General features: G+C 49.7%; 27 protein-coding genes and 1 tRNA gene. 13 read left to right on the top strand and 15 right to left on the bottom strand.

What is annotated here, in order from left to right; translation table 11 throughout:
* Positions 1 to 4: 4 nt before the first annotated feature.
* Both ileS and AWQ21_RS09705 read left to right on the top strand, forming a co-directional pair.
* Complete coding sequence (gene ileS, locus AWQ21_RS09710; protein WP_065714368.1) at positions 5 to 2,896, top strand: isoleucine--tRNA ligase; 2,892 nt, start codon at positions 5 to 7, stop codon at positions 2,894 to 2,896.
* A gap of 43 nt (positions 2,897 to 2,939) precedes the next feature.
* Positions 2,940 to 3,644 carry a diacylglycerol/polyprenol kinase family protein gene (locus AWQ21_RS09705; RefSeq protein ID WP_065714367.1) on the top strand — a complete coding sequence of 235 codons (705 nt, stop codon included), beginning with the start codon at positions 2,940 to 2,942 and terminating at the stop codon, positions 3,642 to 3,644.
* Here the strand turns inward: AWQ21_RS09705 and AWQ21_RS09700 are convergent.
* The 8 genes from AWQ21_RS09700 to AWQ21_RS09665 form a co-directional block, all read right to left on the bottom strand.
* Positions 3,641 to 3,949 carry a YkvA family protein gene (locus AWQ21_RS09700; protein WP_065714366.1) on the bottom strand — a complete coding sequence of 103 codons (309 nt, stop codon included), beginning with the start codon at positions 3,947 to 3,949 and terminating at the stop codon, positions 3,641 to 3,643. The genes AWQ21_RS09705 and AWQ21_RS09700 overlap by 4 nt on opposite strands.
* A 205-nt stretch (positions 3,950 to 4,154) precedes the next feature.
* On the bottom strand, positions 4,155 to 5,678 hold the full coding sequence (gene psbB / locus AWQ21_RS09695) for a photosystem II chlorophyll-binding protein CP47 (protein WP_065714365.1): 1,524 nt from the start codon (positions 5,676 to 5,678) through the stop codon (positions 4,155 to 4,157).
* A 369-nt stretch (positions 5,679 to 6,047) separates the two neighbouring features.
* Positions 6,048 to 6,365, bottom strand: a complete 318-nt coding sequence (locus AWQ21_RS09690) for a hypothetical protein (protein WP_065714364.1) — start codon at positions 6,363 to 6,365, stop codon at positions 6,048 to 6,050.
* Positions 6,366 to 6,533: 168 nt separating this feature from the next.
* Positions 6,534 to 7,358: an MBL fold metallo-hydrolase gene (locus AWQ21_RS09685; RefSeq protein WP_065714363.1), complete on the bottom strand. Its 825-nt coding sequence runs from the start codon at positions 7,356 to 7,358 to the stop codon at positions 6,534 to 6,536.
* Between the two features lie 22 nt (positions 7,359 to 7,380).
* Positions 7,381 to 7,995: an aminodeoxychorismate/anthranilate synthase component II gene (locus tag AWQ21_RS09680; RefSeq protein ID WP_065715295.1), complete on the bottom strand. Its 615-nt coding sequence runs from the start codon at positions 7,993 to 7,995 to the stop codon at positions 7,381 to 7,383.
* Between the two features lie 15 nt (positions 7,996 to 8,010).
* On the bottom strand, positions 8,011 to 8,532 hold the full coding sequence (locus AWQ21_RS09675; protein WP_065714362.1) for a diacylglycerol kinase family protein: 522 nt from the start codon (positions 8,530 to 8,532) through the stop codon (positions 8,011 to 8,013).
* A 24-nt stretch (positions 8,533 to 8,556) separates the two neighbouring features.
* Entirely contained in the window at positions 8,557 to 9,048 is a 492-nt protein-coding gene (gene ybeY, locus AWQ21_RS09670; RefSeq protein WP_065715294.1) for an rRNA maturation RNase YbeY, read from the bottom strand.
* 6 nt (positions 9,049 to 9,054) lie between these two features.
* On the bottom strand, positions 9,055 to 9,234 hold the full coding sequence (locus AWQ21_RS09665; RefSeq protein ID WP_030007517.1) for a DUF3285 domain-containing protein: 180 nt from the start codon (positions 9,232 to 9,234) through the stop codon (positions 9,055 to 9,057).
* A 210-nt stretch (positions 9,235 to 9,444) separates the two neighbouring features.
* Here AWQ21_RS09665 and AWQ21_RS09660 point away from each other — a divergent pair, with 210 nt between their 5' ends.
* The 3 genes from AWQ21_RS09660 to AWQ21_RS16595 are packed head-to-tail and all read left to right on the top strand — an operon-like array spanning position 9,445 to position 12,412.
* Positions 9,445 to 10,377 carry an NAD-dependent epimerase/dehydratase family protein gene (locus AWQ21_RS09660; protein WP_065715293.1) on the top strand — a complete coding sequence of 311 codons (933 nt, stop codon included), beginning with the start codon at positions 9,445 to 9,447 and terminating at the stop codon, positions 10,375 to 10,377.
* Between the two features lie 10 nt (positions 10,378 to 10,387).
* Positions 10,388 to 10,825 (top strand): DUF1493 family protein, encoded by a 438-nt coding sequence (locus tag AWQ21_RS09655; RefSeq protein WP_065714361.1) that lies wholly within the window; start codon positions 10,388 to 10,390, stop codon positions 10,823 to 10,825.
* Between the two features lie 45 nt (positions 10,826 to 10,870).
* The gene (locus AWQ21_RS16595) at positions 10,871 to 12,412 is read left to right on the top strand and encodes an NAD(P)/FAD-dependent oxidoreductase (RefSeq protein ID WP_065714360.1); all 1,542 of its coding nucleotides are present in this window, start codon (positions 10,871 to 10,873) and stop codon (positions 12,410 to 12,412) included.
* 14 nt (positions 12,413 to 12,426) lie between these two features.
* Here the strand turns inward: AWQ21_RS16595 and AWQ21_RS09645 are convergent, their stop codons facing one another.
* The 6 genes from AWQ21_RS09645 to AWQ21_RS09625 form a co-directional block, all read right to left on the bottom strand.
* A complete protein-coding gene (locus tag AWQ21_RS09645; protein WP_065715292.1) occupies positions 12,427 to 13,269 on the bottom strand; it encodes a hypothetical protein in 843 nt (280 codons plus the stop codon).
* Positions 13,270 to 13,426: 157 nt separating this feature from the next.
* Positions 13,427 to 13,519 (bottom strand) — tRNA-OTHER (locus AWQ21_RS16215).
* A gap of 8 nt (positions 13,520 to 13,527) precedes the next feature.
* Entirely contained in the window at positions 13,528 to 15,033 is a 1,506-nt protein-coding gene (locus tag AWQ21_RS09640; protein ID WP_065714359.1) for a hypothetical protein, read from the bottom strand.
* A complete protein-coding gene (locus AWQ21_RS09635; RefSeq protein ID WP_065714358.1) occupies positions 15,033 to 16,877 on the bottom strand; it encodes a hypothetical protein in 1,845 nt (614 codons plus the stop codon). The genes AWQ21_RS09640 and AWQ21_RS09635 overlap by 1 nt, the downstream gene beginning before the upstream one ends.
* A 9-nt stretch (positions 16,878 to 16,886) precedes the next feature.
* Positions 16,887 to 17,258, bottom strand: coding sequence for a hypothetical protein (locus tag AWQ21_RS16210; protein WP_157094734.1), 372 nt, complete (start codon positions 17,256 to 17,258; stop codon positions 16,887 to 16,889).
* Positions 17,259 to 17,264: 6 nt separating this feature from the next.
* The gene (locus tag AWQ21_RS09625; RefSeq protein WP_065714356.1) at positions 17,265 to 18,263 is read right to left on the bottom strand and encodes a hypothetical protein; all 999 of its coding nucleotides are present in this window, start codon (positions 18,261 to 18,263) and stop codon (positions 17,265 to 17,267) included.
* Positions 18,264 to 18,621: 358 nt separating this feature from the next.
* On the opposite strand from AWQ21_RS09625, the gene AWQ21_RS09615 reads away from it, so the two are divergent.
* The 8 genes from AWQ21_RS09615 to AWQ21_RS09580 are packed head-to-tail and all read left to right on the top strand — an operon-like array spanning position 18,622 to position 22,219.
* Positions 18,622 to 19,398: a hypothetical protein gene (locus tag AWQ21_RS09615; RefSeq protein ID WP_065714354.1), complete on the top strand. Its 777-nt coding sequence runs from the start codon at positions 18,622 to 18,624 to the stop codon at positions 19,396 to 19,398.
* A 43-nt stretch (positions 19,399 to 19,441) separates the two neighbouring features.
* The gene (locus AWQ21_RS09610) at positions 19,442 to 20,080 is read left to right on the top strand and encodes a hypothetical protein (protein WP_065714353.1); all 639 of its coding nucleotides are present in this window, start codon (positions 19,442 to 19,444) and stop codon (positions 20,078 to 20,080) included.
* Positions 20,081 to 20,082: 2 nt separating this feature from the next.
* Complete coding sequence (locus AWQ21_RS09605; protein ID WP_065714352.1) at positions 20,083 to 20,295, top strand: hypothetical protein; 213 nt, start codon at positions 20,083 to 20,085, stop codon at positions 20,293 to 20,295.
* Positions 20,296 to 20,304: 9 nt separating this feature from the next.
* On the top strand, positions 20,305 to 20,766 hold the full coding sequence (locus AWQ21_RS09600; RefSeq protein ID WP_065714351.1) for a hypothetical protein: 462 nt from the start codon (positions 20,305 to 20,307) through the stop codon (positions 20,764 to 20,766).
* Positions 20,766 to 20,981: a hypothetical protein gene (locus tag AWQ21_RS09595; protein ID WP_065714350.1), complete on the top strand. Its 216-nt coding sequence runs from the start codon at positions 20,766 to 20,768 to the stop codon at positions 20,979 to 20,981. The genes AWQ21_RS09600 and AWQ21_RS09595 overlap by 1 nt, the downstream gene beginning before the upstream one ends.
* Before the next feature lie 26 nt (positions 20,982 to 21,007).
* Entirely contained in the window at positions 21,008 to 21,271 is a 264-nt protein-coding gene (locus AWQ21_RS09590) for a hypothetical protein (RefSeq protein ID WP_157094733.1), read from the top strand.
* Positions 21,264 to 21,968, top strand: a complete 705-nt coding sequence (locus tag AWQ21_RS09585; RefSeq protein WP_083998001.1) for a peptidoglycan-binding protein — start codon at positions 21,264 to 21,266, stop codon at positions 21,966 to 21,968. The genes AWQ21_RS09590 and AWQ21_RS09585 overlap by 8 nt, the downstream gene beginning before the upstream one ends.
* A gap of 41 nt (positions 21,969 to 22,009) precedes the next feature.
* The gene (locus AWQ21_RS09580; RefSeq protein ID WP_157094732.1) at positions 22,010 to 22,219 is read left to right on the top strand and encodes a hypothetical protein; all 210 of its coding nucleotides are present in this window, start codon (positions 22,010 to 22,012) and stop codon (positions 22,217 to 22,219) included.
* 3 nt (positions 22,220 to 22,222) lie between these two features.
* Here AWQ21_RS09580 and AWQ21_RS09575 read toward each other — a convergent pair whose 3' ends face one another.
* Positions 22,223 to 24,793 carry a VapE domain-containing protein gene (locus tag AWQ21_RS09575; RefSeq protein ID WP_065714346.1) on the bottom strand — a complete coding sequence of 857 codons (2,571 nt, stop codon included), beginning with the start codon at positions 24,791 to 24,793 and terminating at the stop codon, positions 22,223 to 22,225.
* Positions 24,794 to 24,841 lie beyond the last annotated feature (48 nt).

The following is a 24,841-nucleotide window of genomic DNA, read 5'->3' as shown; positions in this document are numbered from 1 at the left end:
CACCGTGACAGACGCAAAGAGCTACAAAGATACCGTTAATTTGCCGAAAACCACCTTTAATATGCGGGCGAATGCTCCCCAAAAAGAACCAGAAATCCAAAAATTCTGGCAAGAAAACCGCATTTACGAAGACCTAGCGCAGAATAACCCCAAAGACTTCTTTACGCTGCATGATGGCCCCCCCTATGCCAACGGCGACCTCCACATGGGTCACGCCCTAAACAAAGTACTGAAGGACATCATCAATAAGTACAAGCTCTTACAAGGCTACAAAACCCACTATGTCCCCGGTTGGGATTGTCACGGTTTACCCATCGAATTAAAGGTACTGCAAAATCTCAGTGCCGATGCCCGGCAAAATCTCACGCCCCTTAAACTGCGCTACAAAGCCCGTGACTTTGCCCTCAAAACCCAAAAAGCCCAAGCAGCAGGATTTCAACGGTATGGCGTTTGGGGCGATTGGGAAAACCCTTATCTCACCCTCACCCCAGAATACGAAGCGGCTCAAATTGGCGTATTTGGCGACATGGCCCTCAAAGGCTATATCTATCGCGGTCTGAAGCCTGTCCATTGGAGTCCGAGTTCCCAAACGGCCCTGGCCGAAGCAGAACTCGAATACCCCGAAGGCCATACCTCCCAAAGTATCTATGTCTCTTTTCCGATCACAGATCTAAGCCCTGAAGCCAAAGCTGTTTTGGGCGAGTTTGCTGACAGTTTAGGCGTGGCAATCTGGACAACCACTCCCTGGACATTGCCCGGTAACTTAGCTGTGGCGATCAACCCGGCCCTGGAATACGCCGTCGTGGAAACCGACGGCAACCTGTGCGCTCAGAAATATCTCATCGTCGCCAAGGATCTCGCAGAAAGTTTAACGAAAACCTTTGACGCTGCCTTAACAGTTAAAACCAGCTTTAAAGGGGAAATCCTTGAACATTGCACCTATCAGCATCCCCTCTACGATCGCCAAAGTCCGGTGGTGGCTGGTGGCGATTACATCACAACGGAGTCTGGGACGGGCCTCGTTCACACTGCGCCAGGCCATGGTCAGGAAGACTACATCACGGGCCAAAAATATGGTTTGCCAATCCTTTCCCCGGTAGATGCGGAAGGTACCCTCACCGAAGAAGCAGGCGAATTTGCAGGATTAAATGTTCTCGATGGAGCAAACAACGCAATCATCGCGGCTTTAACGGAAAAACGCGCTCTTTTAAAACAAGAAGTCTACCAACACAAATATCCCTACGATTGGCGTACCAAAAAACCGACGATTTTCCGGGCCACAGAACAGTGGTTCGCCTCCGTGGAAGGGTTCCGGGATGAAGCCCTCAAAGCGATTAAGGGGGTGCGGTGGATTCCGGCCCAGGGAGAAAATCGAATTACGGCCATGGTTGGCGATCGCAGTGATTGGTGTATTTCCCGGCAACGCAATTGGGGTGTCCCCATTCCTGTTTTTTATGACGAAGCAACCGGGGAAGCTTTGTTAAATGAAACCACCATTAACCACGTCAAAGAAATCATCGCCAAAGAGGGTTCTGATGCTTGGTGGAAACGTTCGGTCGAGGAGCTTTTACCGAAAGAATATCGCGACAATGGCCGCACCTACCGCAAGGGGACAGATACCATGGATGTGTGGTTTGATTCGGGTTCTTCTTGGGCGGCCGTGGCCAAACAGCGAGACGGTTTAAATTACCCTGTGGATCTGTATTTAGAAGGCTCTGACCAGCACCGGGGTTGGTTCCAATCCAGTCTCTTAACCAGTGTGGCCGTGAATGGAGTTGCCCCCTATAAAACGGTATTGACCCACGGTTTTGTGCTCGATGAAAAGGGCTACAAAATGAGTAAATCCCTAGGAAATGTTGTTGATCCCAATATCATTATCAACGGTGGCAAGAATCAGAAAAACGAACCGCCCTATGGCGCGGATGTCCTGCGGTTGTGGGTTTCTTCGGTGGATTACTCCTCGGATGTGCCCATTGGGCAAACGATCCTGAAGCAGTTGGCGGATGTTTATCGCAAAATCCGTAATACAGCCCGTTTCTTATTAGGGAATATCCATGATTTTGATCCGGCGAAAGATGCCGTAGCGTACAGTGATTTACCGGAATTAGACCAGTATATTCTGCACCAAACCCACAATGTTTTTACAGAAGTTACAGAAGCTTTTGAGGAATTCCAATTCTTTAAATTCTTCCAAAAAGTACAGAATTTCTGTGTGGTGGATCTGTCGAATTTCTATCTCGATATTGCCAAGGATCGCCTCTACATTTCTGATGTCAATGCTCCCCGTCGCCGCAGTTGCCAAACGGTCATGGCGATTATCCTCGAAACCCTCGCCAAGGCGATCGCCCCGGTATTGTGTCACATGGCGGAGGATATTTGGCAGAATTTACCCTATGAAACGGAGCATCAATCGGTATTTAGTGCCGGCTGGTATCAACTCGATCCCCAGTGGGCCGCCGATGCCGCTTTGTTCCAACATTGGGAAGAACTGCGCAAAATCCGCAATGGCGTGAACCTTGTTCTCGAAAAAGCCCGCACCGAAAAGTTAATTGGTGCATCCCTTGAAGCAAAAATTCTCATGCGTGATGGGGATGGGGCTTTAACAGACTGGCTTGCCGCCTTGAATCCCGCCGATAGTTTGAGTGAGTCTCCACGGGTGGATGAACTGCGTTATCTGCTCCTTGTTTCCCAGGTGGAATTTGTGACGGCAGCCCTCGATGATCAGCAGTACCAAGACACCCTGGAGTTAGCCGCTGGTCAGCTCCAAATCGCCGTGGTCAAAGCGGACGGTCACAAATGCGATCGCTGTTGGAATTATTCGACGCAAGTAGGAACATTTACGGACGATCCCACCATTTGTGAACGCTGTAATGCAGCCTTAGCCGGTCAATTCTAAGTTGCGCTTTAGGGGTGAGAGCAAATCTCGCCCTTAGCTTTTTATGGATGTCAATCATCTCTTTGCAGAAATTATTTCCCCAGCCCTCCGGATGCCCCTCGGAACGGTCATCACTTATTTGGGGGCGCTGTTGGCGATCGCCGAAGGTCTGAGCCGCAAAAATCACCTCACCCCAGAACTGACCCGCAAGATCGTTCATATCGGCAGTGGTAATGTCATTCTCCTGGCTTGGTGGTTTGACATTCCGATGGAAATTGGCATTGCCGCCGCCTTTATCGCAGGCTTAATCGCTTTAGTTTCCTACTTCCTACCCATTTTGCCCAGCGTGAATAGCGTCGGTCGCCAAAGCCTCGGCACTTTTTTCTATGCCCTCAGTATGGGGGTATTGATCTGGTGGTTTTGGTCAATTCAGCAACCTGTGTTTGCGGTGCTCGGCATTTTGGTGATGGCCTGGGGCGATGGTCTGGCCGCCGTAGTCGGTAGTCAATTGGGTCAACATCCCTACGAAATTCTCGGCAACAAAAAAAGCATCGAAGGCACCGCCACAATGTTTGGGGTTGGTCTCTTGATTTGTGGTTTGTTGTTTCTCAGCTTTGATCTAATGCTCTGGCAAAAGTTGGCGATCGCCCTCATCGTTTCCCTTAGTGCCACCTTGCTCGAAAGCATTGCCCAGTTCGGCATTGATAACTTTTTAGTGCCCGTCGGCAGCGCGGCGATCGCCTTTTTACTCGTACAAGCTTTGATCTAGGATTCGTCTACCGAAACCGAAGGAATATCCACCGTTGCCGCCGTTTCTCCCTGGGCTGTCGTTTTTCCTTGGGAATTTTCTTGACGAGCTTGGAAAAAGGCCAAGGCCATTTGGGACAATTCCGCAATCAACAAGGTCGCCAGCATCACATCATCAATCTGACCAGCAATGGGAAAGAAATCCGGTGAGATATCAATGGGACTGATCAAATATGCCAAAGTGCCTAAAATAATCCACCATCGATATTTGGGATTGCGTAGGGTGTTGCGGTACCAATCATAGAGAGCCTTGGGAGAAAGCGACATAATGATATTTTCTTCAATTGATTCAAGGAATACCTCAATTTTGCAGAATCTTCCTCTTTGGCAACCAGTGTAGAAAACCGCCACCACATCCTTCAAATCCAACTGATTTTTGTAAGAAAAAAGAGGCTAGGCTTAATACCTAACCTCCTCAAAATAAACTATTGGAAAAAATTTTCCGATCGATGCAATGGGTACCGATGCTTAATTAGCTAGCACGGGTACTCTTGTCACCAACCTTCTGGAAGAAGCCCCATTCCACTTGCTCTTCAGCGAGTTCAGGGTCAACCCCAGCAAATACATCACGGTACAGAGTACGCGACCCATGCCAGATATGACCGAAGAAGAACAGCAACGCAAATACAGCGTGACCGAAGGTAAACCAACCACGGGGGCTAGTCCGGAATACACCGTCAGAACCAAGGGTTTCAGTATCAAACTCAAAGGGTTCACCCAACTGGGCGCGACGAGCATATTTTCTTACAGTGGCAGCATCAGTGAAGGTTTGACCACTGAGTTCACCACCCAAGAAAGAAACCGTAACCCCAGCCTGTTCAACGGAGAACTTGGACTCAGAACGACGGAACGGAATATCAGCCCGGAGGACGCCATCCGCATCAGTCATAACAACGGGGAAGGTTTCAAAGAAGTTGGGCATCCGGCGCACAAAAAGTTCACGGCCTTCTGCATCTTTGAAGACAGGGTGACCAGCCCAAGACTGAGCAATCCCATCACCTTGATCCATCGGCCCTGTGCGGAACAAACCACCTTTTGCAGGACTGTTACCGACATAGTCATAGAAAGCGAGTTTTTCAGGAATTGTATTCCAAGCTTCCGCAGGCGTTGCCCCTGACGCAATTTCAGCATCTACACGGCGCTGAATTTCGTTTTGGAAATAGCCTTGGTCCCATTGATAACGGGTCGGGCCAAAGAGTTCGATGGGGGTGGTAGCGTTGCCGTACCACATGGTGCCAGCGACAACGAATGCCGCAAAGAAGACCGCTGCAATACTACTGGATAAAACCGTCTCAATGTTACCCATCCGGAGTGCCTTATAAAGACGCTCAGGGGGACGCACACTGAGGTGGAAGAGGCCAGCAATAATCCCAACGATACCAGCAGCAATGTGGTGTGCCACAACACCGCCAGGGCTAAAGGGGTTAAACCCACTGGGGCCCCAATCGGGAGCAACGGCTTGGACGTGGCCCGTTATGCCATAGGGGTCAGAAACCCACATGCCAGGCCCCCAGACGCCGCTGAGGTGGAAAGCTCCAAAACCGAAGCAGAGAAGACCAGATAAGAACAGGTGAATCCCAAACATTTTCGGTAAGTCCAGGGCTGGCTTACCGGTACGGGAGTCAACAAAAAGATCAAGATCCCAATAAACCCAGTGCCATACGGCAGCCAGGAACAAAAGACCAGACAGAACAATATGTGCTGCGGCGACGCCTTCAAAGGACCAAAAACCGGGGTTAGTGCCCACGGCACCAGTGATATCCCAGCCATTCCAGGAGCCGGTGACGCCCAGCCGTGCCATGAACGGCAGTACGAACATGCCCTGCCGCCACATGGGATTGAGGACGGGATCACTGGGATCGAAAATTGCTAGCTCATAGAGGGCCATTGAGCCAGCCCAACCTGCGACAAGCGCAGTGTGCATGAGGTGTACAGAAATCAGACGACCTGGGTCGTTAAGGACGACTGTATGTACGCGGTACCAAGGTAGTCCCATTGACTACTCTCCTCCTAAACAATCGTGTCTACTATGACCAAATATTTTCTCATTATTAACGAGGATTGGTCTGAACCGAGAAAAACAACTTCAAATCTATAGAAAGATTTTGAGTTGAAACGGCTTTTTGACGGCAATGTCTTCGTAGACTTTAATAAAAGCTTCCTCGGAAAAATTTACAAAAGTTTACAAAGCATCCTCAAGAAAGTTGTTTTGTTATTGCTAGTTGTCCCAAGGACTTAAGCGTTTTTTTCTTCTCTCTAAACTACGATACAAAGGTTTTGTGCTGGGTTTAGGGGGAAGATTGTTTAAAGAAGTGTAACTATTGTTAGAGGGCTTGGCAAGCGTATTGCAGGAAATGTAATGGCGCTAATGGCCTGGAGTTGGGTCTTTGTAGAGGGTGTTGGCTTGGTTTAATTGGGCGATCGCCTCTTCAGGACTGATCAGGCGTTTGATCATCACTTGACCGATGTTCTCGGTTTTGACCCGAGTGGGATCGGGCGTCACTTCCAGCATCAGGATCGGGTCATCTACTTGGTAGAGCCAGAGTCGTTCCCCTTGGTTTTCCATGGCGATGTTGGTTCGTTGAATCTTGGGGGGACGACGCCAAGAGAGCATATCCCAGGGGCCACCGGGCTCCCAAACGCGGCCAATATGCCACCCTTCGGTGAGAAAAAAATATTGCATAAGCGAGAATTTAAGGCAAATCTAATGTCCAAAATAATAGGCTTGATTGCCCTTTATACCCAGGTGTGGGGTCAATAAACGGCAAATATTTTCTAGGTTTTACAATCGCGATCAAAAAACCCCCAAGGATTCTGGAGGTCGTTTACTCAAAGGATAAAGATGATCAGTCTAGGCTCTCAACAGGGGGCGATCGCTTAAAACTTTAATCTCCGCATTGGCTTGGGAAAGGGCAGCACGATTGACCTGGAAGCGGTTTGAAGCCACCGTGGTCACCTTAATTTCGTTACGGTCTACCAAGTTTAAAAAAGATTCAATGGACTGAAGCCCACAGGTGTCGTCTCCAGCCGTAGTTTTGTAGTGGGTTGGGATAATAATTTTGGGACGCAGTAACTCTAGGGCCTGGAGCGCTTGGGCCGGAGTATAACCCTTGGGGGGAATATTGCGTGGGTCGGCGTCGGTGCCCCCAACGGGGATCATCAGGATATCTGGGCTGCCCCCGGTCAAAATAAAATCATCGATATCAACTTCTTCCCCAGCACCGCCGAGGTGCAGGATGCTAATGCCTCCCTGACGCCAGCTCCAGGCAACGTTCGGCGGAAAACGCCAGCCCCGATAGCGGTCAATGTTGGCATGGGCGAGGCTAATGCCGTCAAAGGTGATGTTATTGACTGGATATTGCCCGGCTTGGAACAGAATCCTGGGGTCTCCGGGTAAACCATCGGTGTAGCCTTCGTCGAACAGTTGGCTACTCAACAGGACAATGTCCGCCTGGGGAAATGTGTCTCGATAACCGGCGGTACAACTGAGGGCCCGGAAGGGATTAATGAGAACTTTAGTCCCCGCACCACTGACGGAAAAACAGGTGTGACCCAGCCATTCAATATCAAGGTTGCCGGTTTGGGCTTGGACGGGATTTTTTTGCAGCAGAGAAAAGCCGGCGATCGCCCCAAAAGCACTAATTCCTGCGGTCTGAATAAACTGTCTACGTTTCATGGTTATGTCGGGGAACCCCTCACTAATTCGTTACAAGCATCGGTACAGGCGACAGAGTCACGAGGAAATTCCGCAAAAGCTGTTTACCTGCCGTGGTCAAGATACTCTCGGGATGGAATTGTACCCCTTGGATATGGGGATAGTCCCGATGTTGTACGCCCATAATCGTACCGTCATCCACCCAAGCGGTGACCTCTAAACAATCAGGATAGTTATTTTTATCGATCACCAAGCTATGGTAGCGGGTAGCGGGGAATGGATTGTCTAAGCCAGCAAATACCCCTTTGTTGGCATGGTGAATCGCGGAGATTTTGCCATGCATCAGGGTCGCGGCCCCGATGATTTTGCCCCCAAACACCTGGCCGATGCTTTGGTGTCCCAGACAAACCCCAAGGATGGGAAGTTCCTGGCCTAATTCTTTGATCACCGCCAAGGAAATGCCTGCATCTTCTGGACGGCCCGGCCCCGGAGAAATGACGATACCAGCGGGTTGCTTGGCGCGAATTTCGGCGAGGGTGATTTTGTCGTTCCGATACACCTCAATGTCCTGGGCCACGGGCAGCTCTTTGCCTAATTCGCCGAGGTACTGAACAAGGTTGTAGGTAAAACTGTCATAGTTGTCGATGACGATGATCAAAGGGGTCACACTCCTTTAGATAGTGATGGGGATTTGTGCAGGGTTGGGGTCGGGAAACAGGGAAATTTTTTGCGGTAAAAAATAGGATTTTACAGGGGTAAAGATAGCAGGCTCCAGGAGCGCTTGGAAGTGGGGCCAGGCAATTAGTCCGGCAATGGCGACAGAGGCGATCGCCCCGATGAGTACTGCCGCCGCCGCACAGTCTTTAGCGATTTTCGCCAGCTCGTGGTAACTCTGCTGTACCGTGAGATCCACCACCGATTCAAGGGCTGTATTAAGCAACTCTAGGACAAGTACCAGGGCGACCATGGCCGTCAGGATCGCTGTTTCTAGATAGTTGAGGGACAAAAGCCAACACATTATCCAAACGAAAACGGCGATCGCCAAGTGAATCCGAAAATTTCGTTGGGTGCGAGTCGCATACACAATGCCCTGCCAAGCGTAACGGAAACTAGCGAAGAGGTCAGGGGCCACTTTCCAGGCTAGCGATCGCCGTTCACGGTTGGAGGGTGAGAGGATTTTTTTTTGTTGTGTCATCTTCTCCCTCGTAGGATCACCCCATTATGAAATAAGTTGAACGTTTCGCAAGAGTACAGCTTGACGATCGAGCATTTCAATCAACCGTACTTCATCGGGATGATCCCACCCCAGCAAGTGCAATAAACCATGGCTCACCAGCCAACCCAGTTCAGTCTGGATGCTGTGCTGTCGTTCCTGGGCCTGGCGTTGGGCTGTTTCTACCGAAACAATGATGTCCCCCAGGTAGAGGGGTTCCCCAGGGGGTAAAGAACTGGCAAAGTCATCCTCTAGGGCCGCAAAGGAGAGGACGTCGGTGGGTTGGTCTTTGTGGCGATATTGGTGATTAAGGTGGTGAATTTCTGCGTCATTGGTAAAGCGGAGGGTTAACTCGTACCCATCTGCCTGGGGTAAATCCGTGGTGAATTCCGGGAGCCACTGCTGGAGGTAGCTTTCCCAAGGGGCGATCGCCAATTCTGGCAGTTCTAAACCAGACGTATTTTCGACAAAAATTTCACACTCAAGCACAGGCTGCATCCCCATCTAGCGGGTGAGATAGGCCATGGTGACGAAAAACCCCAACAGGCCAGCGGTCGTGAGGAAAAAATGCCAGAGGGATTTGCCCCCCTTGCGCACCATATTCCGCATGGCGAGCTTGACATAGCTGGGCTTGGGTTCGGTGGCTTCTGGGGCCTGGTCAAGGGAGGTTTGAGATTCAGACATGGTTCGTGCCGGAGAATTTACTGCAACGGGTCAGAATTCTTGAAAAAGTATTTACTTTAAAAACGTCCCTCTAATGTAACAGTTTGTTGCGAAAAATAGAGGCAGGAAGAGCCAGCCCCTGTGGACGAGTTTTTTAAATACGCCGCTCCAGTTCTGGAACCCCATCCGATACACTGAATGCTTAAGGCGATCGCTGTTTGGGAAAAAATTATGCGCATTTTAATCATTGGTGGCACCCGGTTTATTGGGGTTTATCTCACCCAAGTGCTTTTGGCGGCAGGCCATGAGGTGGTGCTGTTTAACCGAGGTAATCATCCAGCGCCGACAGGAGTGGGGCAAATTATTGGCGATCGCCAGGATCCCGCCCAACTGAAAGAAAAGCTTGCTGGAGAAACCTTTGACGCGGTTTTTGATAACAATGGCCGGGAATTGGCCCACACCCAGCCCCTCGCCGAAATTTTTGCCGGAAAGGTCAAGCATTTTGTCTATGTCAGTTCCGCTGGCGTCTATCTCCCCACCGACCAACCGCCCCACCGGGAAGCTGATCCCGTCGATCCCAACAGTCGCCACAAGGGTAAACACGAAACCGAAGCCTATCTGGCCCAGAGTGACCTGCCTTGGACGTCGATCCGTCCCACCTACATCTACGGCGCGAAAAATTACAACGACCTGGAAGCCTGGTTCTTTGACCGCATCGTCCGCGATCGCCCGATCCCGATCCCTGGGGATGGGCAGTTGATCACCCAGTTTGGCCATGTTTATGATCTGGCAACGGCCATGGCAGCGATGCTGGGCAATCCGAAAGCGATTGGGCAAATTTACAATGTTTCCGGCGATCGCTTTGTTACTTTCACCGGACTCGCCAAAGCCTGTGCGGTAGCAGCAGGTAAAGATCCCGACGCTGTGGATCTGGTTTACTATGACCCGAAAAAATTCGACCTCGGCAAACGGAAGGCGTTCCCGATTCGGGCGCAGCACTTCATGGCGGAGATTAACAAAGCCCTGAACGATCTGGATTGGCAACCGAAATATGATCTGGTGGGTGGCTTAAAAGATTCTTTCCAGAATGACTATCTTGCCAACGAACGAGATAAGGCCGCTATTGACTTCAGCCTTGATGACCAGATCCTAAGCCAACAGTAGAGGAAACCCCATGCCCACCCTCGATGATATTTACCAGTTCATCCAAGCAGAAATTCCCAAGGCAGAAGGCGATCGCCTGGGCGCAACAACGGATCTTTTCGGCACCTTTGATATCCAGGCCGATGACTGTGCCACTTTTATGGAAAAATTTGCCCAGAAATTTAAAGTCGATCTCGATGGTTATCTTTGGTATTTTCACCACGGCGAAGCGGGCCTTAACCTCGGTGGCTTTTTAATCAAGCCCCCCTACGAGCGGGTTGAACGCATTCCCATTACCCCAGAGATTTTGCTAAAAGCGGCCACCAAGCGCCGCTGGAAACTCACCTATCCCGACCACACCCTCCCGAAAAAACGTTGGGACATGGTGGTCAATAAAATTATTCTGTTCCTCGTCTTTTTCTACATCCTGAATCGGTTTGCGCCGCTTCTCATCGAAAAATTCACCTAAAGGCGTTTACCATACGTCGAAGCAGTATTAGGGGCAATGTTAAAGATGAGTGCAAATCCAGAGGTAATCGTCATTGGTAGCGGCATCGGCGGCCTTTGTTGTGCGGGTTTACTCGCTCGCTATGGTTATGATGTTTTGGTTTTAGAAAGCCATGCGATCGCCGGTGGCGCGGCCCACAGTTTTACCCGGCAGGGCTACCATTTCGACTCTGGGCCATCTCTGTATTCTGGCCTGTCCTACAGCCCTTCCCCTAATCCCCTGCGGCAAGTCCTCGATCTCCTCGAAGAAGATTGCCAATGGCTCACCTACGATGCCTGGGGCGTCCATTTGCCCGAAGGTTATTTCCGGGCTGCGGTGGGGGCCGATGGCTTTTGTGAAATGTTGACCCAGATCGGCAAGGCTGATGCCATTCTCCAATGGCGCAAACTCCAAGAAACCATGCGTCCCCTCGGTGAAGCTGCCACCAAACTGCCCCTAGCGGCTTTCCGGAACGATCTGGGCGTTGTCCGTACCGTCGGTAAATATGCCAAAACCCTCCTCCCCTATCTCCCCTACACCCCTCAACTGAACGCTCCCTTTAGTCGAGTAATGAACCGCATGATTACCGATCCCTTTATCCGTAATTGGTTGGATTTGCTCTGCTTTATGCTGTCTGGGTTGCCCGCCAACGGCACAATTTGCGCAGAAATGGCCTTTATGTTCGCCGACTGGTATCGTCCCCAAGTTTTGCTGGATTATCCCCAGGGAGGCAGCGGGGCGATTGTGGCGGCTCTGGTGCGGGGCCTCGAAAAATTTGGGGGCAAGCTGCGCCTGAATAGCCATGTGGAAAAAATCCTCACTGAAAATGGCAAGGCCACGGGGGTTCAACTCCGCAATGGTGAAATCATTCAAGCCCGGCGTGCTGTGGTGTCCAACGCTTCTATTTGGGATACCCTCAAGTTAATTGACCCGCAAAATATTCCCCAAAAATTGCAGAAACGGGCGAATAAAATGCAGCCTTGTCGCAGTTTTATGCACCTTCATTTAGGCATTGATGGCAGCAATTTACCCGAAGATTTGGAGTGTCATTATTTAATTGTTAATGACTGGGAAAAAGGGGTTGATGCGCCTCAAAATGTAGTCGCTGTATCGATTCCTTCGCTCCTTGATCCGAGCCTAGCCCCCCCCGGAAAACACAGTATTCACGTTTATTTGCCCGCTACCGAAGATTATGCCCCCTGGGCAAACCTAGACCGTCGTTCCCCGGAATATGCGGCTTTGAAAGAAGAACGCTCCCAGGTTCTATGGCAGGCCCTGGAAAAAGTGATTCCCGATATTCGTCAACGCACAGAATTAACCCTCGTTGGTACCCCTCTAACCCATAGCCGTTTTCTCAGACGCGATCGCGGCACCTATGGCCCCGAACTGAAAGCGGGCAAAGAACAGTTTCCGGGCTGTACAACGCCTATCGCTCAGTTGTTTTGCTGTGGGGATTCAACTTTTCCTGGGATTGGCATTCCGGCGGTGGCGGGTTCCGGGATGATCGCTGCCAATACCCTCAGTCCCCTGGGTCAACATTTGCAAATCTTGCAGATGATTGCTGATTGAAATCAGCCCAAACATTAAAGGGTTCGGGCAATGGCGATCGCCCTTTGTAGAGCTTTACCATGAACCCAGCCCGTAAAGCCAGAAAATCGGCAGTGGCCTGTCGCATCTGCAATAAAAATGTGTCTCACACCCACCGGATTAATCCATTCCCGTAGAGTAATGCCATCTGTAAAAATGTGTTGAATAGTTGCCTTTGGAAAATCTCGCTCATCAGCTGGGGTTATCCCCTCCACGTGCTGAAAATGTTCAATTAAGCGAGTCAGTCGGGAATTTTCTGCCATTGCCAAACTGGGATTTCGGAAGAAAGCTTTAATCCTTTCACTGACAATTGGATCAATGGCTAAATCTTGATGGCGAACATTATTTCGTTTGTAAAAATGAGTGTAATTGAGCTTCGTTGATTCGACGGGAATCACCCCATCCCCACCATTATTTACACTGCCAGCAATTACCAGAGTTGGTATTTCTTTAGTAATTTTTTCTGCTAGATATTGACGATTACGGCCTAACTCCTGGGCGATGCCGATGCCCCAACCAAATGGATCCACAGTTCTAGCAAGCGATGCTCCCCGAATGGGTGAACCCAGTAAAACAAAAGCTTCTAAGCGTTTTAGCCAAGTAGGATTGCGAGATAAAACTTCAACCCACAATACCCCACCGAGGGAAAATCCAATCACCCTAAAGGGTAAATTGGGAAATTTTTCTAGGGTTTCAGCGGCTGAGGTTTCGACTTTTTTGATCAGCGGATCGAGACTAAGAAAAGTGGTCAAAAAATTCAGATTGGGAGCAACAATGTGGGTATTCACAGAAGCCACTCTCTGGGCCAGGATTTGCATTTTTTGATTACCTTCACCCATACCATGTTGTGAAAATAAAATCACTGGCTTCGTCACAGCTTTATTTTTCTCTCAAACTATTCTGATTACCATTGTTCATCTTAACCGATAAAAAATGACCTTCCATCTTTATTTGAATGGAAAGGCAATTTATTGATAAATATTTTATTTTTTTATATGGCTCGAGGCAGATTTGAACTGCCGACCTTGGGCTTATGAGCAGCCCGCACCTATCACTCACATAAGGCGCGTAATCACTAGGTTACACGCCTTTTCGTTTTAGATGGTTTGGTAGTTGGTCACAAATTCCGGCGTGCCAAATGGCTCATCATCCCGCCACAAATCAAACCTAATTTGCTCCTGTAGATACCGTTGCCCCGATAAATCGACAATTTGCCCTAGGGTTGATTCTTTCTTGAGGGTGACGATCGCCTCCTCTGGGAATATCGTTTTACTCAGCTTGGCCACCCTCGGATCTACTTCTTCAATTGTGCTGGCAATGCGGATCGCTTCCTCGCTGATCAGTTCGCTGATGATTTCCCTCATTTTTTGCACTCCATAATCCTTGTTTGCGGCGTAAATGGCGAAAGTGACCCGACTTTCTAGGGTCGCCTCAATGCGCCACGGCCCCCACTCTAGGAAACGAAAAACGCGCTTAAAATCTCGCCACCGGAGATCCGGCTTGAGTGCTTTTAGGGTAATGGTGTGGCGGCTGCTGACTTCTCCCAAGGGCGTAACAAATGGCGGCTTATCTTTATCGCCCCGTAGGATGATTTTTGCGGTTCGCATGTAGGGTTCGCCCACTTTGCCGCCGTCGTCAGCGTCGCCCCCAAATTCCCCGATATTTCGCAATGCGATCTGGCGGTAATTGTTCATTTGATGCTGTAACCCGGAAATTGCCAAATTAGAGGGGAGCTGCACATATCGCAGGATCGGCAAATCTTCCTCGTCGCCCTCGTTTCTGAGCGCAATTGTTCCGGCCCGATCCTCCCCTAGTATTTCTAGGCGGTTTTCCTGGGTTTGGGCCATGAGATTATCCCAATGGCCAGCGATCACAAATCCCCCAGCGATAAAGCTTTCCTCGAACTCGTCAAAAAACGATTCTAAAAATTCCCTTAGTGCATCGAAAGGGATTGAGTCTATAGTCTCCTCGAACGCTTCCCCAATACTCCAGCGCGTCCCTTCTTCCTCCCCCCATCCCCGCAGGGCCGGGAAAAGATTTTTAAGGATGCGGCGGCCATAAATATACAAATTCACCGCTACCCCTTGGCCCAATATCCTGGTGGAAATGTTCAGGGCGTCGGCTATCTCATCAAAAACTTCATCGCCCCGTTCCTCCACCAATTTAACGACGGTGCTAAGGGCCAACCCTCGCCCGCCGATGGTCGGGATATACATCGCCCCCAATGCTCCCAACGCCCCGACGCTAATCGTCCCGAACAATTGCCCAGCGGCCCCGCCCCAGGCGTCAGCAAGGGCTAAATTTCTTGATCTTAATTGGGCTTTTAATTGGTCATCTGTGGCGGCCCAATTAAAATTTTTCAGGGAATAAAAGGCGCTAACAGCGGTTTGAAAAATCAATGTGGCGGAAATTCTGATCACCGGGGCGATCGCCCACCACAACGCCCCAGCCACATTCCCGATTAAGCGGCCAATCCCCGACAGAAAGCCACCGGAATCACTCTGGAAAAAATCTAAAACATCCTCAATCACCCGACCATCTGGGGCGACTTCTTCCCTAACTTGGCGACTGACTAGCTCCCCCAAATCCAGCGTAAAAGCCATTATTTCTCATCCTCCACGTTGCGATCCTCGATTCTGAATTTGACGCCTTCCCCTAAGTTGTATTCAGAGTCAGGGTTATTGACCAAATCGCGGAACCGATCCCAGGCCGTATCGCCATCCTTTAGCACTTCTTCCACTTGATCTTGTAGTTGGTCGATGTCATCCTGACCGCGCAATGTGGCGGCCTTAACCAGACTCACCCCATAGAGCAATTGGGGCAGATACTCGATCAGGATTTCTTGATCGTCAAAGTCCCACCCCTGATATTTCCCCTCATAATTTTCGAGGAAATCAACTAGGGTAAATTTCTCTTTATCGCTGGTTTTGGGAGTAAAGGAAAAATTAGTTTTTCGCTCTTTTCTCTTCATCCTAAAGCCTAGAAATTCATTGGCCGCCATAATCAAATCTTGGGCCACCAATACCGCAACTTTTAGGGACATTAATTCATTCCCTGTCCTAACAAGCGCGTTAGTTTGGGCGTGTTGCATAGTGGTCAAATAAAAGCCTTGGGTATAAAGCTCGCCCATGGTTTCCGCAATATTTCGGAGTTTTACTGTTTCTTTTACTTCAATATATCCTCCGGGGGTTTTAGGGTCTGGTTCGCTCGATTTCACTTCAATTTCTAATGGGAACTCTCCCACTAAGGCATCAAGCTGTTTTGTTAGCCACAGGATAAACTGGGGGATGCTTTTTACTTCCGTTTCTCCCTTGAGGTCGTCATCCCCCAGCAACGTTTTGGGCAGCTTTCCGGGGAAATCTGGAACGCCTGTCACTTTGGCGATCGCCTCCAACAGTTCCCTGGTATCTAATTTATTTAAATCGTCCTCACTGTCTGAAGAGTCGGATCCATTGTCTCCGTCCGATCCGTCCGATCCGCCATAAATGCGACATAGAAGCGCCCCGGCTGAAATAGAGCTACTGCACAAGGCATAACCCCAAACTTCCCCAGGAATTGCGTTTACTTCTCCCTGTAGAGCATTAATGGATCCATAAATCTCCCTGACTTCAGACTCAAGGGCATCTAATGCGCTGTTTACGCTGGCGATCGCCCCCAGCACGTCCCCAACCCGATTAAGCAATTCCCCTTGTCTGCTGTAAATGTCACTGGTGCGATTGTTGATTGCGGCCACCACATCCGCCAAATTTGCAAGGCGACCATCAATAACCCCTAATCCGTCCCGAATCTCCACAATCCGAGCATTTAGGGAATCTTGTCCAGCGCCCAGGTCATTAATCCCAGATTGGATCGTTGATAGGGCAGAATCTATCTGGTTCAGCTCCGTTAAGGCCCGCCGGACATCCCAGGACAAATCCCCCAGCATAGAAAGCACATTATCTAAATTCCCATCAATACCGCCCAGGGTGGCCTGTACTCCTCCAAAAAATTCCCTAATCAGGGTTGATAGTGCGTCAAACGCTCCCGTTATTGCCGCTTTTACGCCATCAAACAGACCAACGATAAAGGCTTCTAGCGAATCAAACAGGCCATCGATTAAGGCTCTCTGGGCTTCCAATGCAGAGACAATCGGATCACGAATTAAGCTCACCAAGGATTCAAAAATATCGGCCAATGCGCCCCAAAATCCTTGCACCGTGCCACTAACCCCATCTAGGGCCGCCTCGATTCTTGCCAGGGCCGCAGAGTGATCCGCCAAAATACTTTCAATTCCCCCCAGGCGATCATTAATTGAATCAAACTTGCTATTAATAGTCGAATTAAAACTTTCAATGGCCGATTCGATCCGGGATATATCGTCTTTAGTTGCCAGCCCCGAAAGAGCCTCTAAAATTCTCCCTTCAAGGGCAGATATATCTGATTTTGTCGCCAGATTTGGACAACTCATAACGCCCCCTTAAAGTAAATCAGGGTCAGTTAAGTCATTCGCCCCAACAAAATTAAATTGCAAAGAATAAAATTCCCTGGCAGATATGGCACTTGGTGACAACGTAGAAGTAGAAAAATTTGTCCTACTAACTTGTAATGTTCGGGATTGATTTGCAAGAGCTTCAGGCGAATAAGTCACCCCTTGGATTCTTTGAGAAAAATCGATTTGCGTCGAATAAAAAAGCCGCAGCAAAACCCATAAAAGCGGCTCGATTGCGTCCCTTGGTTCGTCCCATTTTGGCAATCCAGCAGCCTCTAACTTGGCATTTAGCTCGGCAATATTAAAAGTAATTGTAGACGGGGAAAATTGTCCCCCAAAGTCCTGTAAAGTAAGCGCCATTTTTAGTTAAGTCCTCCGAATAAAAGAATCAATCGCCGCCCCACTGTCCGGCCCATAACAGCACACTTGACCGCCCCCGCATTCCAGTTCACAGCACGTCTCCGGCGGGCATTTGCGCTCATCACATTGAAAGGCTATTTGCTCTCCGTTGTAGGGGCAAATATCGGTTAACACGCCCCCTTGGTCGGAGACTTCTAAGCATTGCAGCGGCTCCACCGTGGGACATTCTGGATAAGTTAATTCTTGGGTCGATCCGTCTGTGTAGGTGATAGTAAGAAGGCAGTCCCCAGTGACAACGGAATATTCCACAAAATCAGCAAACTCTACAAAAGTCTCATCTAGTTTTTGTACCCTTAATCGCGTGTGGTTTCCTTCAATGAATACAGCAAGAATAAGAGACCCAGAGTTATCCTCGTAAGCAACATCATCAAATCGGACAGAAACAGGAGAGCTAAAATAGTTTTGTCCCCTGCCATACACAGAAGGGGCTGGCTCAATGCCCCCCTGAAAGAATCTCCTAGCCCCGTTAACATTTAGCCCGATTTCACTCACGATAAACCGAGACTGCCAGTTATTTGTTGAAGCGTAAACCGCGTCACACTGCGAACCATCAGCGGAGAACACCCCTCGCCCTTCCGCCCACAAGGTATAAGGCATTCCTGCTCTAGGATAAAACGTTTGATAAGCCGGGGAATTAAGGGGAACAGTAAAACGGCAGACCTCCTCCGAATATCCCGTCCTATTAACAATTGAATAAGACAGGAAAGGAAGTTCTACCCATGCCCCAGTGTGTTTCTTGTATCTCAAAACATTTTGAGGTTGATTTGGATCCCAGGATTGAATTTCTTTTGGGGCAGTCCAGGGAGACCCATTGATTAGCAGCCCCTTGGTTTTTAAGTCGTGGCAGATGGGGGGATTTAGGCTTAAGATTTCCCGACGGTTGACGCTGTTCGGGTTAACGATGATATAGGCGCGACTTGCGCCGCTACAATCACAAGTCGCCATTATTTTTCTATCCCCTTAAGCTTCAAAAGCACAGCCCTTTCTCTTAATAATTGTTCATGAACCTGATCTATCGTCCAGCCTGTTTCCTTTGCCAATCGCTGTAAAAGCTGACCCCTTGGCTTGTAGGGTTTGGGCCGACCATATCGCTTTTTTGTCCGCAAAATTGAACGACGCGATCGCGTTGATAATTTCTGGTAAAGAACTATTTCCATCCCCGATCTTTTCTTCTAATTCTAACAAAAAAGCACCTGTGCTAGTTTTGGCTAAGCCACTAAAAGCACACCTATTTTTCTGGGGCTAAATTTGCGATTCTGCCGTGCTAGAAATTGGAATATCAGATTTTTATCTAGGTTTTTCTATGGCTCTTACGTTTTTTGAATCGAGCGTATCCGCTGGCGGTGGGAATGGCGTCCCTGCTGGCTTGTTTCTCCCCATTGCGGATCTGCCTGGGGTGGTTGCTGGTGAATTTGCCGATGCTCAGTCCCAGGCCACCAAGGAAAGTAAAGCGGCCCTGGCGATCGCCAACGCGATTCATGACTATCTTTCCGCCAATAGTGCCGACATTGTGGGCATGACTTCCACGCGGGCAAAGGCTTCTGTTTCCGACATTCTCGACAACTTGACTTTCTCCTTTGCTTGTCAGTACGTCGCAGACCTGGAAACCGAAACGGTGGGTCAAATTCCCTTACCTGCTTCTGGGGCTAATTCTGGCGTCGGCGGATTTGCTCTTGATGACCTTTTCGCCAATGCTGCCGAGGTAGCAGAAGAAGACGCGATCACGGGGGAAGGCGTTGTAATTCCCTATGCAGACTTGGTCGAATATGGGGGGTCTGACCCGGCGGCGATTACCGGAGTTGATAACCGTGATTTTGTTGCGGCGATGATTCGAGCTTTCCCGGCAATTGTTCCCGTGCGGTCTGCTAGTGTGGCCTCTGGTGTAACTTCCATTTCCCAGGCGGCTGGGACTACTTTCACGCTTCCGGCTGCGGCGACTGCTGAGACTGACCCGACCACAGGATTAACGGCGGCGGATCTGCCTAAGATTGCGGCGCTTCAATTCACTACGTCTTGGACTGTGCAGGTTGCCCTTGATCAAGCGGCTCAAACCTTTGATGTCAACGTCGTGACCGCCTAGGTTTTTCTGGGATTTTTGTAAATTATTTTTGAGGTTTTTTGTTATGCCTAGAAAATTTGGGCCTGGGACTTGGCGCTATGTAAGCGTAAAAGTTGGAACTACAACGTTAAAGTACGTTTTTCGGAGCAAGCTGAAGGACTCCTTAAAAACTGAATTTGGCCAAACCGATATAACCGATCAATTTAATATCGCGAATGCGGTTCTATCTCCCAATCGACCTAAGCCCGCAAGAGCGTCTAAGCGTTTCTCGACGGGGTATGAGGGATCGTTTTGCTCCAGTGACAAAATTGGAGACTTAAAGTTAAATGGCTACACCGTCACCAAGCCAAAACTAGCTTTAATTGGCCCTGGCGGGTTTTCACGGGTGCTTTACGTCACCATCAACGGCGTTAACTACGCTTGGCGCAGACCTAAAAACGCAGGCGGTGAGGTCGCATTGACTGAATTAGGGGTTAACGATGCCGACGGGTCAGAGTTGGATCTAGTATTTGGGGCCGACTTCCCGAAACCAGCCCAGGCGATCCGGACGATTACCAGTCAGGGGACTTATCGATCCTTTGTGGATGATTCCAAGGTGAGTAATGGGCAATTAGACCAAGCGGCGGCGGATGCTGGCTGGGCGGTGACTGAGCTAGCCCAAACGAGCAAAGCGGCCCTGTTAGCGTTGACAATTTCTGGTTAAAAATGAGCTTAATCCTAACCCCTGGCGATCCTGAGTTTGATTTTGTAATGGACAATATGCCCCCGCCCCCCAATTGGCGCACCCATGATCCTCATGGAGACACGGGGCTGATCCAAGACCTGGAAACGGGCGTCTGGAATCCGGTCAATCAGCAGGAATTTCTTGAAGTGCTTTATGAACAGGGCGACTTGTACTTAAGCGATGAAGAAAGCTAGGGCATTAGAATGGCGATTTTTGACCAGTTCGGGCAGTGGGAGAGCATGGGGACAATTGTCCCGTCATTTGATTGGCAGTTTCTCCCGCTGTTCGCAAAGACTCCCCACAGCACTTTCAGAATTAAATTTTTTGGGATGGGCGATCGCACTTGGTATCCGCCGATCCATGTGCGAAATTCATTTTTTACCGGGGCTGAATATCTTTTTGATCGTCGCTGGGTGAAGCTGTGGCCCAAGGATGAGCCAGAAACCTTTCAGCTCCCCTATCCCCCAGACATGATCGCCCAGCCACTCCCCCAAAGACAGATACAGATAAAACTGGCATCCCGCTGGCGCTACTACGATCTAAACCCCCAAGGGTACATGGTCGAGATTTGGGAAAAAACAGACTCCGAGGTGGTTTATCCTGTCCCGGAAACCCAAGAACAGCAACCAGTAACCCAACTTTTTAGAATTTTGAGGCGGCGTTAATGACTTGCCCCCAGATTGCCACGAAAGAAGACATCGCAGCCCTTGAGGGTCGGTTGATTGAGTCGCTCCACGCCAAAATTGAGGCGGAAATTAGCGCACTAGAGGCGCGATTAGTGGGGACGGGGCAACAGGTGACGTTAGCGGAAATCAAAACCGTGATCGAAGACTCGATCAATCTGCCCTACGAATTGGAAATTACAACGCTTCAACCGTGAACGAAATTACTCAGATTTTGGTTAGTTTGACGATTTTAATTGCTTCTTTTTGGGCCGCCCTTAAAACCTTGCTCACCTTTTGGGAGAAGTGGCAGACCGTAGCAAAATCGCCGCAACAGATAACGGCTGAATTAGAGAAAGTAGAATCTCAGCTTGAAACAATGTGGCGCAAATTTGATGATTTGGCGGCATTGACTGATACCCGGCTGGATAGCTTAGAGCGCAAATTGAGTTATTTGGCAGGGACGATCCGCATTCAGATTGAAAATTTAGAGGGTCATCGTGATTGAGAAAATTTTAAGCGCGGCCCGGGCGGAAATCGGCTATAAAGAATCGCCCCCAGGGTCAAACCGAACGAAATATGGGCGCTGGTACGGGATGGATGGGCAGCCTTGGTGCGCCATGTTCACCTCATGGGTATTTGATAAGGCTGGATTTCCTTTGCCCAAAATTCAGACGGGCGCGCCCTCAGGCGCGGCCTATTGCCCCTACATCGAAGGGTATGCGCGGCGAGTCGGACAATGGCACAAAACCCCACGGGCCGGAGATTTGGCGCTGTTCCATTTTGGGAATCGGTTGGCGGTACATATTGGGATCGTTGAAACAGTGAATGGGTCGGGGTTCAGCTCGATTGAGGGCAACACCTCAGCGGCTAGCAATGCCAATGGGGGCATGGTTCAGCGTCGGTCGAGGCGGGTTCCTCAATGTCGGGGATTCTATCGGCCCATGGATATTCAAGCCCGCACGGGGAAGGATGCCTATCATCGGTTGATCCGGCTGAGGCGCCCCTACATGGAAGGGGGCGACGTTCGAGCTTGGCAACAGCAGGTAAATCATTGGGGTTACAAAATCGAGATTGATGGGGTTTACGGGGCGGAAAGCGAAAAAACCTGTATCGAATTACAGGAAAAATGGGGTCTTGAGGTGGACGGGGTGATCGGCCCAATTACCTGGGAGCGGACTTTTAAGCCCAGCAGTGAGGTTTAGCCGTGCCTGAGCCGGACAAAGACAAACTTTTCAAAATTGCCATGGCGAAAGATGGCCTACAGGCGGCGGATTGGGCTTATTACGCCCTGTTGTTTTTGCCCTTGGTGACCGGGATAGTGGGGTTTTACTTTTGGGGAAAAGCGATCCTTTTTTATCCAGCTATCCCCGAACAACGGCTAAAGCCCTTGCTTTATGTGAGCTGCGTTTTGATGGGCGTTCCCGTTGCTGGGGAGTTCTGGCGGCGCAAATAGGGGTCATTCCAATGGGGCTAGGTGGCGTTGTTCGATCTTGGTTTCTCCGGCGGAATCGCTCAAGCAGAGATAAACCTTGGCGGCAAATTCCGAGCCAATGGGCGGGAATTTCAAGATTTTGACCACTTCCCCATTAACTTTGTGCCGAACATACTCCCCAGGCCGATAGATAAATCCTGCTTTTTTATACTTCTCTGGAATCGTTTCAAATTTCTCGTTTTTTTGCGGTATTACGGTACAAATCGGCTGGGATGCTTGCGGGGTGGGGGTTTCGGCTGTACCGTAATTGCGATCTAATTGCGGTACATTTGTCGATTCTGGATCAACTTGCGGCACATTTTCGGTTAACTGTGCCATAACTTCAGAATTGCGGTACGAATTACGGTACATCTCTAACCCTTGCTCTGTCTGGGTTGTGCCATAAGTACCGTAATTACCGTTATTTTTAGAGGATATATTTTCCCAGGGGGCTGTTTCCTTTTCGGGGTTAACTTTGATGCGTAGATGACGCCCTTCCTTGCGGATCCGCCGTTCTTCGGTGTAGCCGAGCTGGTTGAGGATTTTATTCAATCGGCGCAGCTCCCGTTGTCCCTGTTCTTTGGGTTCGAGCTTGAAAACTTCCTCCAGGATTTCTTTGGTATTGGCGTAGCTGTGCCAGCTTAACCACGCTTCCACGTCCTCTAGCCAGGGGTCTTGTTCGGTGAAGTCGAGGGCGATCGCCTTAAGGATTGCTTTTTCTGTTTCGTCAGGATGCCACCGCGCCCCAGCTAAATAAGCATCCATGGCGGCGGCCCATATCCCATCCCTTTCTTGAGCTAGGCGGGCGTTGTCAATATCCCCGGTGATCGGCACTGTCCAGAAGCGGCGGTTTTCGTCATCCATTAAGAATCTCGATGGGTTCACCGTTCCGCAAAACACGGATCGGCGGTTGTGCTTCTGGGTTTTCCGTTCGTAGGGGGCGCGAAATTCATCCTGTCTGACGGTTAGGTAGTGCTTGAGGCTGGCCGCGTCTTTCTTCGAGGTAATGCCGTCGATTTCTGCCAATTCAATGATCCAGTTACCATGGAGCGCCATTAATGAGTTGGTCGATTGGATCTCACTGATCGAGTCATTGAAGTAAATTTTGCTGAGGGTTTTAAACCAAGTGGATTTTCCTCGCCCCTGGCCCCCTTGCAGGACTAGGGTGTAATCGGCTTGGCAGCCCAGATACGTGCTGTCTGCTTCCTTCCCCTCGGTTTCCAGTTGCCGCGCTACGGCGGAAATTAGCCACATTTCTACGCAGCGGTTATACATCCAGGCTTTGCGCTTGTCGGCTTCCTCGGTGAACTTGTCGGGGTCTTGACCGAAATAGCGGGCCGCTAAATTGTGGATCGGGACGCGCTCGGCTTCCCGGTGGCAACGGCGCAAGTCTTCAACGATTGGATCGAAGCTGTTCTTTTTGGCGAAATAGACCATCGCTTTATAGATGTCGTTTTCGCTGGCGGTTTCGCCATACTCATCAAAAAACCACGCTCGCAGCTCATCAGCGACACGAAATAACTGCCCATCGAGGAGCATTTCTTTTCGCATGGTGTCGAAGCTTAACCGGTGAGCCATTTCGTCTTGGATAAATTCAAAAAGCTCGGCATAGTTGAGGTTTTTGGTTCCCCCATAAATGCGACGGGTTTCGGGGCGTGATGTTTTTAGTGGGGTCGTGGTCATTGCTTCGATGGGTCTTTGGTCGGGGTCGCTGGGTTCAGGTTTTGGGGCAGGTTTTGGATCGGGCCTTTCCTGGCGCTTCCAAGCTGTGACCGATTGCCTTTGGTCGAATAGATGCTTTACTGCTTCCGGCCCATGGACAAAATGCACATCATCAACCCCCTTTAGATCGGGAAAGTCCCAAGTCCAACACATCACCTTGACCTTGCAGCCCTCGGCCCTGAATAGCTTTGCTGTCCGGCCAACGGCGATCCGAACGTTGCGGATCGTCTTGGGCTTTAGGTCGTTGTCGAAACAGAAAACAATTTCCCGGTTCTTTTGGGCGATCGCCTTTAGTTGGGGAATTAAATAAGAGTCCCCAATTTTCTGGCCCTGGGCATTCTTCGGGGTGCGGTAGCCAGAAAAAATCCCCGGTAAACCGATAGCGCAATACCCAGCAGACAATAGGGACGCCGCTTTTTTGGCTCCCTCGGTGATGATGATGGGCGTTTTTTTGTCGGCAATCACGCCGCGCCAGTAGTCCTCATCCCCTAAGAAAAAAGCTTCGGTGGGCGTCTTTGGGGGATGTTCATATTTGATTGGTTTGCCATCGATTTTTCTGGGGGAATTTGGCTTAAGACAACCCCATAAAGAGGGTTTAAAGGTAAGAATATCAATCCCGGAACACCACCAGCCCCCATCCTCTAAATGGGCATAATTCCTTAACCATTTATCTCTCAATCGGCCATCATTGCGGCGCTCATCATCACCTAAACCATAAAGTAAAAACTCCCAACAAGCTGAGGGAGAAAGCTGCTGAAAATATCTCTGAAACTGTTCAGAAATTGCGCTTTTTTCTAGTTCTTCGGTTAAAATATTGTTGTCAGTATCAATCATTTTTATTTCTCCTCTATTCTTGCAGCAAAAAAAGCTATCCTCACCGGA

Source organism: Picosynechococcus sp. PCC 7003, assembly GCF_001693255.1.
Classification (GTDB): domain Bacteria; phylum Cyanobacteriota; class Cyanobacteriia; order Cyanobacteriales; family MRBY01; genus MRBY01.
The sequence above is the reverse complement of the archived record's forward strand: the minus strand, read 5'-3'. Positions and strand labels throughout refer to the sequence as shown.

Excerpts from the sequence above, each read along its gene's own strand:
- AWQ21_RS09705 (WP_065714367.1), top strand. The coding sequence starts at position 2,940 with ATGGATGTCAATCATCTCTTTGCAGAAATTATTTCCCCAGCCCTCCGG.
- AWQ21_RS09700 (WP_065714366.1), bottom strand. The coding sequence starts at position 3,949 with ATGTCGCTTTCTCCCAAGGCTCTCTATGATTGGTACCGCAACACCCTA.
- psbB (WP_065714365.1), bottom strand. The coding sequence starts at position 5,678 with ATGGGACTACCTTGGTACCGCGTACATACAGTCGTCCTTAACGACCCA.
- AWQ21_RS09690 (WP_065714364.1), bottom strand. The coding sequence starts at position 6,365 with ATGCAATATTTTTTTCTCACCGAAGGGTGGCATATTGGCCGCGTTTGG.
- AWQ21_RS09685 (WP_065714363.1), bottom strand. The coding sequence starts at position 7,358 with ATGAAACGTAGACAGTTTATTCAGACCGCAGGAATTAGTGCTTTTGGG.
- AWQ21_RS09675 (WP_065714362.1), bottom strand. The coding sequence starts at position 8,532 with ATGACACAACAAAAAAAAATCCTCTCACCCTCCAACCGTGAACGGCGA.
- ybeY (WP_065715294.1), bottom strand. The coding sequence starts at position 9,048 with ATGCAGCCTGTGCTTGAGTGTGAAATTTTTGTCGAAAATACGTCTGGT.
- AWQ21_RS09665 (WP_030007517.1), bottom strand. The coding sequence starts at position 9,234 with ATGTCTGAATCTCAAACCTCCCTTGACCAGGCCCCAGAAGCCACCGAA.
- AWQ21_RS09660 (WP_065715293.1), top strand. The coding sequence starts at position 9,445 with ATGCGCATTTTAATCATTGGTGGCACCCGGTTTATTGGGGTTTATCTC.
- AWQ21_RS09655 (WP_065714361.1), top strand. The coding sequence starts at position 10,388 with ATGCCCACCCTCGATGATATTTACCAGTTCATCCAAGCAGAAATTCCC.
- AWQ21_RS16595 (WP_065714360.1), top strand. The coding sequence starts at position 10,871 with ATGAGTGCAAATCCAGAGGTAATCGTCATTGGTAGCGGCATCGGCGGC.
- AWQ21_RS09645 (WP_065715292.1), bottom strand. The coding sequence starts at position 13,269 with ATGGGTGAAGGTAATCAAAAAATGCAAATCCTGGCCCAGAGAGTGGCT.
- AWQ21_RS09640 (WP_065714359.1), bottom strand. The coding sequence starts at position 15,033 with ATGGCTTTTACGCTGGATTTGGGGGAGCTAGTCAGTCGCCAAGTTAGG.
- AWQ21_RS09635 (WP_065714358.1), bottom strand. The coding sequence starts at position 16,877 with ATGAGTTGTCCAAATCTGGCGACAAAATCAGATATATCTGCCCTTGAA.
- AWQ21_RS16210 (WP_157094734.1), bottom strand. The coding sequence starts at position 17,258 with ATGGCGCTTACTTTACAGGACTTTGGGGGACAATTTTCCCCGTCTACA.
- AWQ21_RS09625 (WP_065714356.1), bottom strand. The coding sequence starts at position 18,263 with ATGGCGACTTGTGATTGTAGCGGCGCAAGTCGCGCCTATATCATCGTT.
- AWQ21_RS09615 (WP_065714354.1), top strand. The coding sequence starts at position 18,622 with ATGGCTCTTACGTTTTTTGAATCGAGCGTATCCGCTGGCGGTGGGAAT.
- AWQ21_RS09610 (WP_065714353.1), top strand. The coding sequence starts at position 19,442 with ATGCCTAGAAAATTTGGGCCTGGGACTTGGCGCTATGTAAGCGTAAAA.
- AWQ21_RS09605 (WP_065714352.1), top strand. The coding sequence starts at position 20,083 with ATGAGCTTAATCCTAACCCCTGGCGATCCTGAGTTTGATTTTGTAATG.
- AWQ21_RS09600 (WP_065714351.1), top strand. The coding sequence starts at position 20,305 with ATGGCGATTTTTGACCAGTTCGGGCAGTGGGAGAGCATGGGGACAATT.
- AWQ21_RS09595 (WP_065714350.1), top strand. The coding sequence starts at position 20,766 with ATGACTTGCCCCCAGATTGCCACGAAAGAAGACATCGCAGCCCTTGAG.
- AWQ21_RS09580 (WP_157094732.1), top strand. The coding sequence starts at position 22,010 with ATGGCGAAAGATGGCCTACAGGCGGCGGATTGGGCTTATTACGCCCTG.
- AWQ21_RS09575 (WP_065714346.1), bottom strand. The coding sequence starts at position 24,793 with ATGATTGATACTGACAACAATATTTTAACCGAAGAACTAGAAAAAAGC.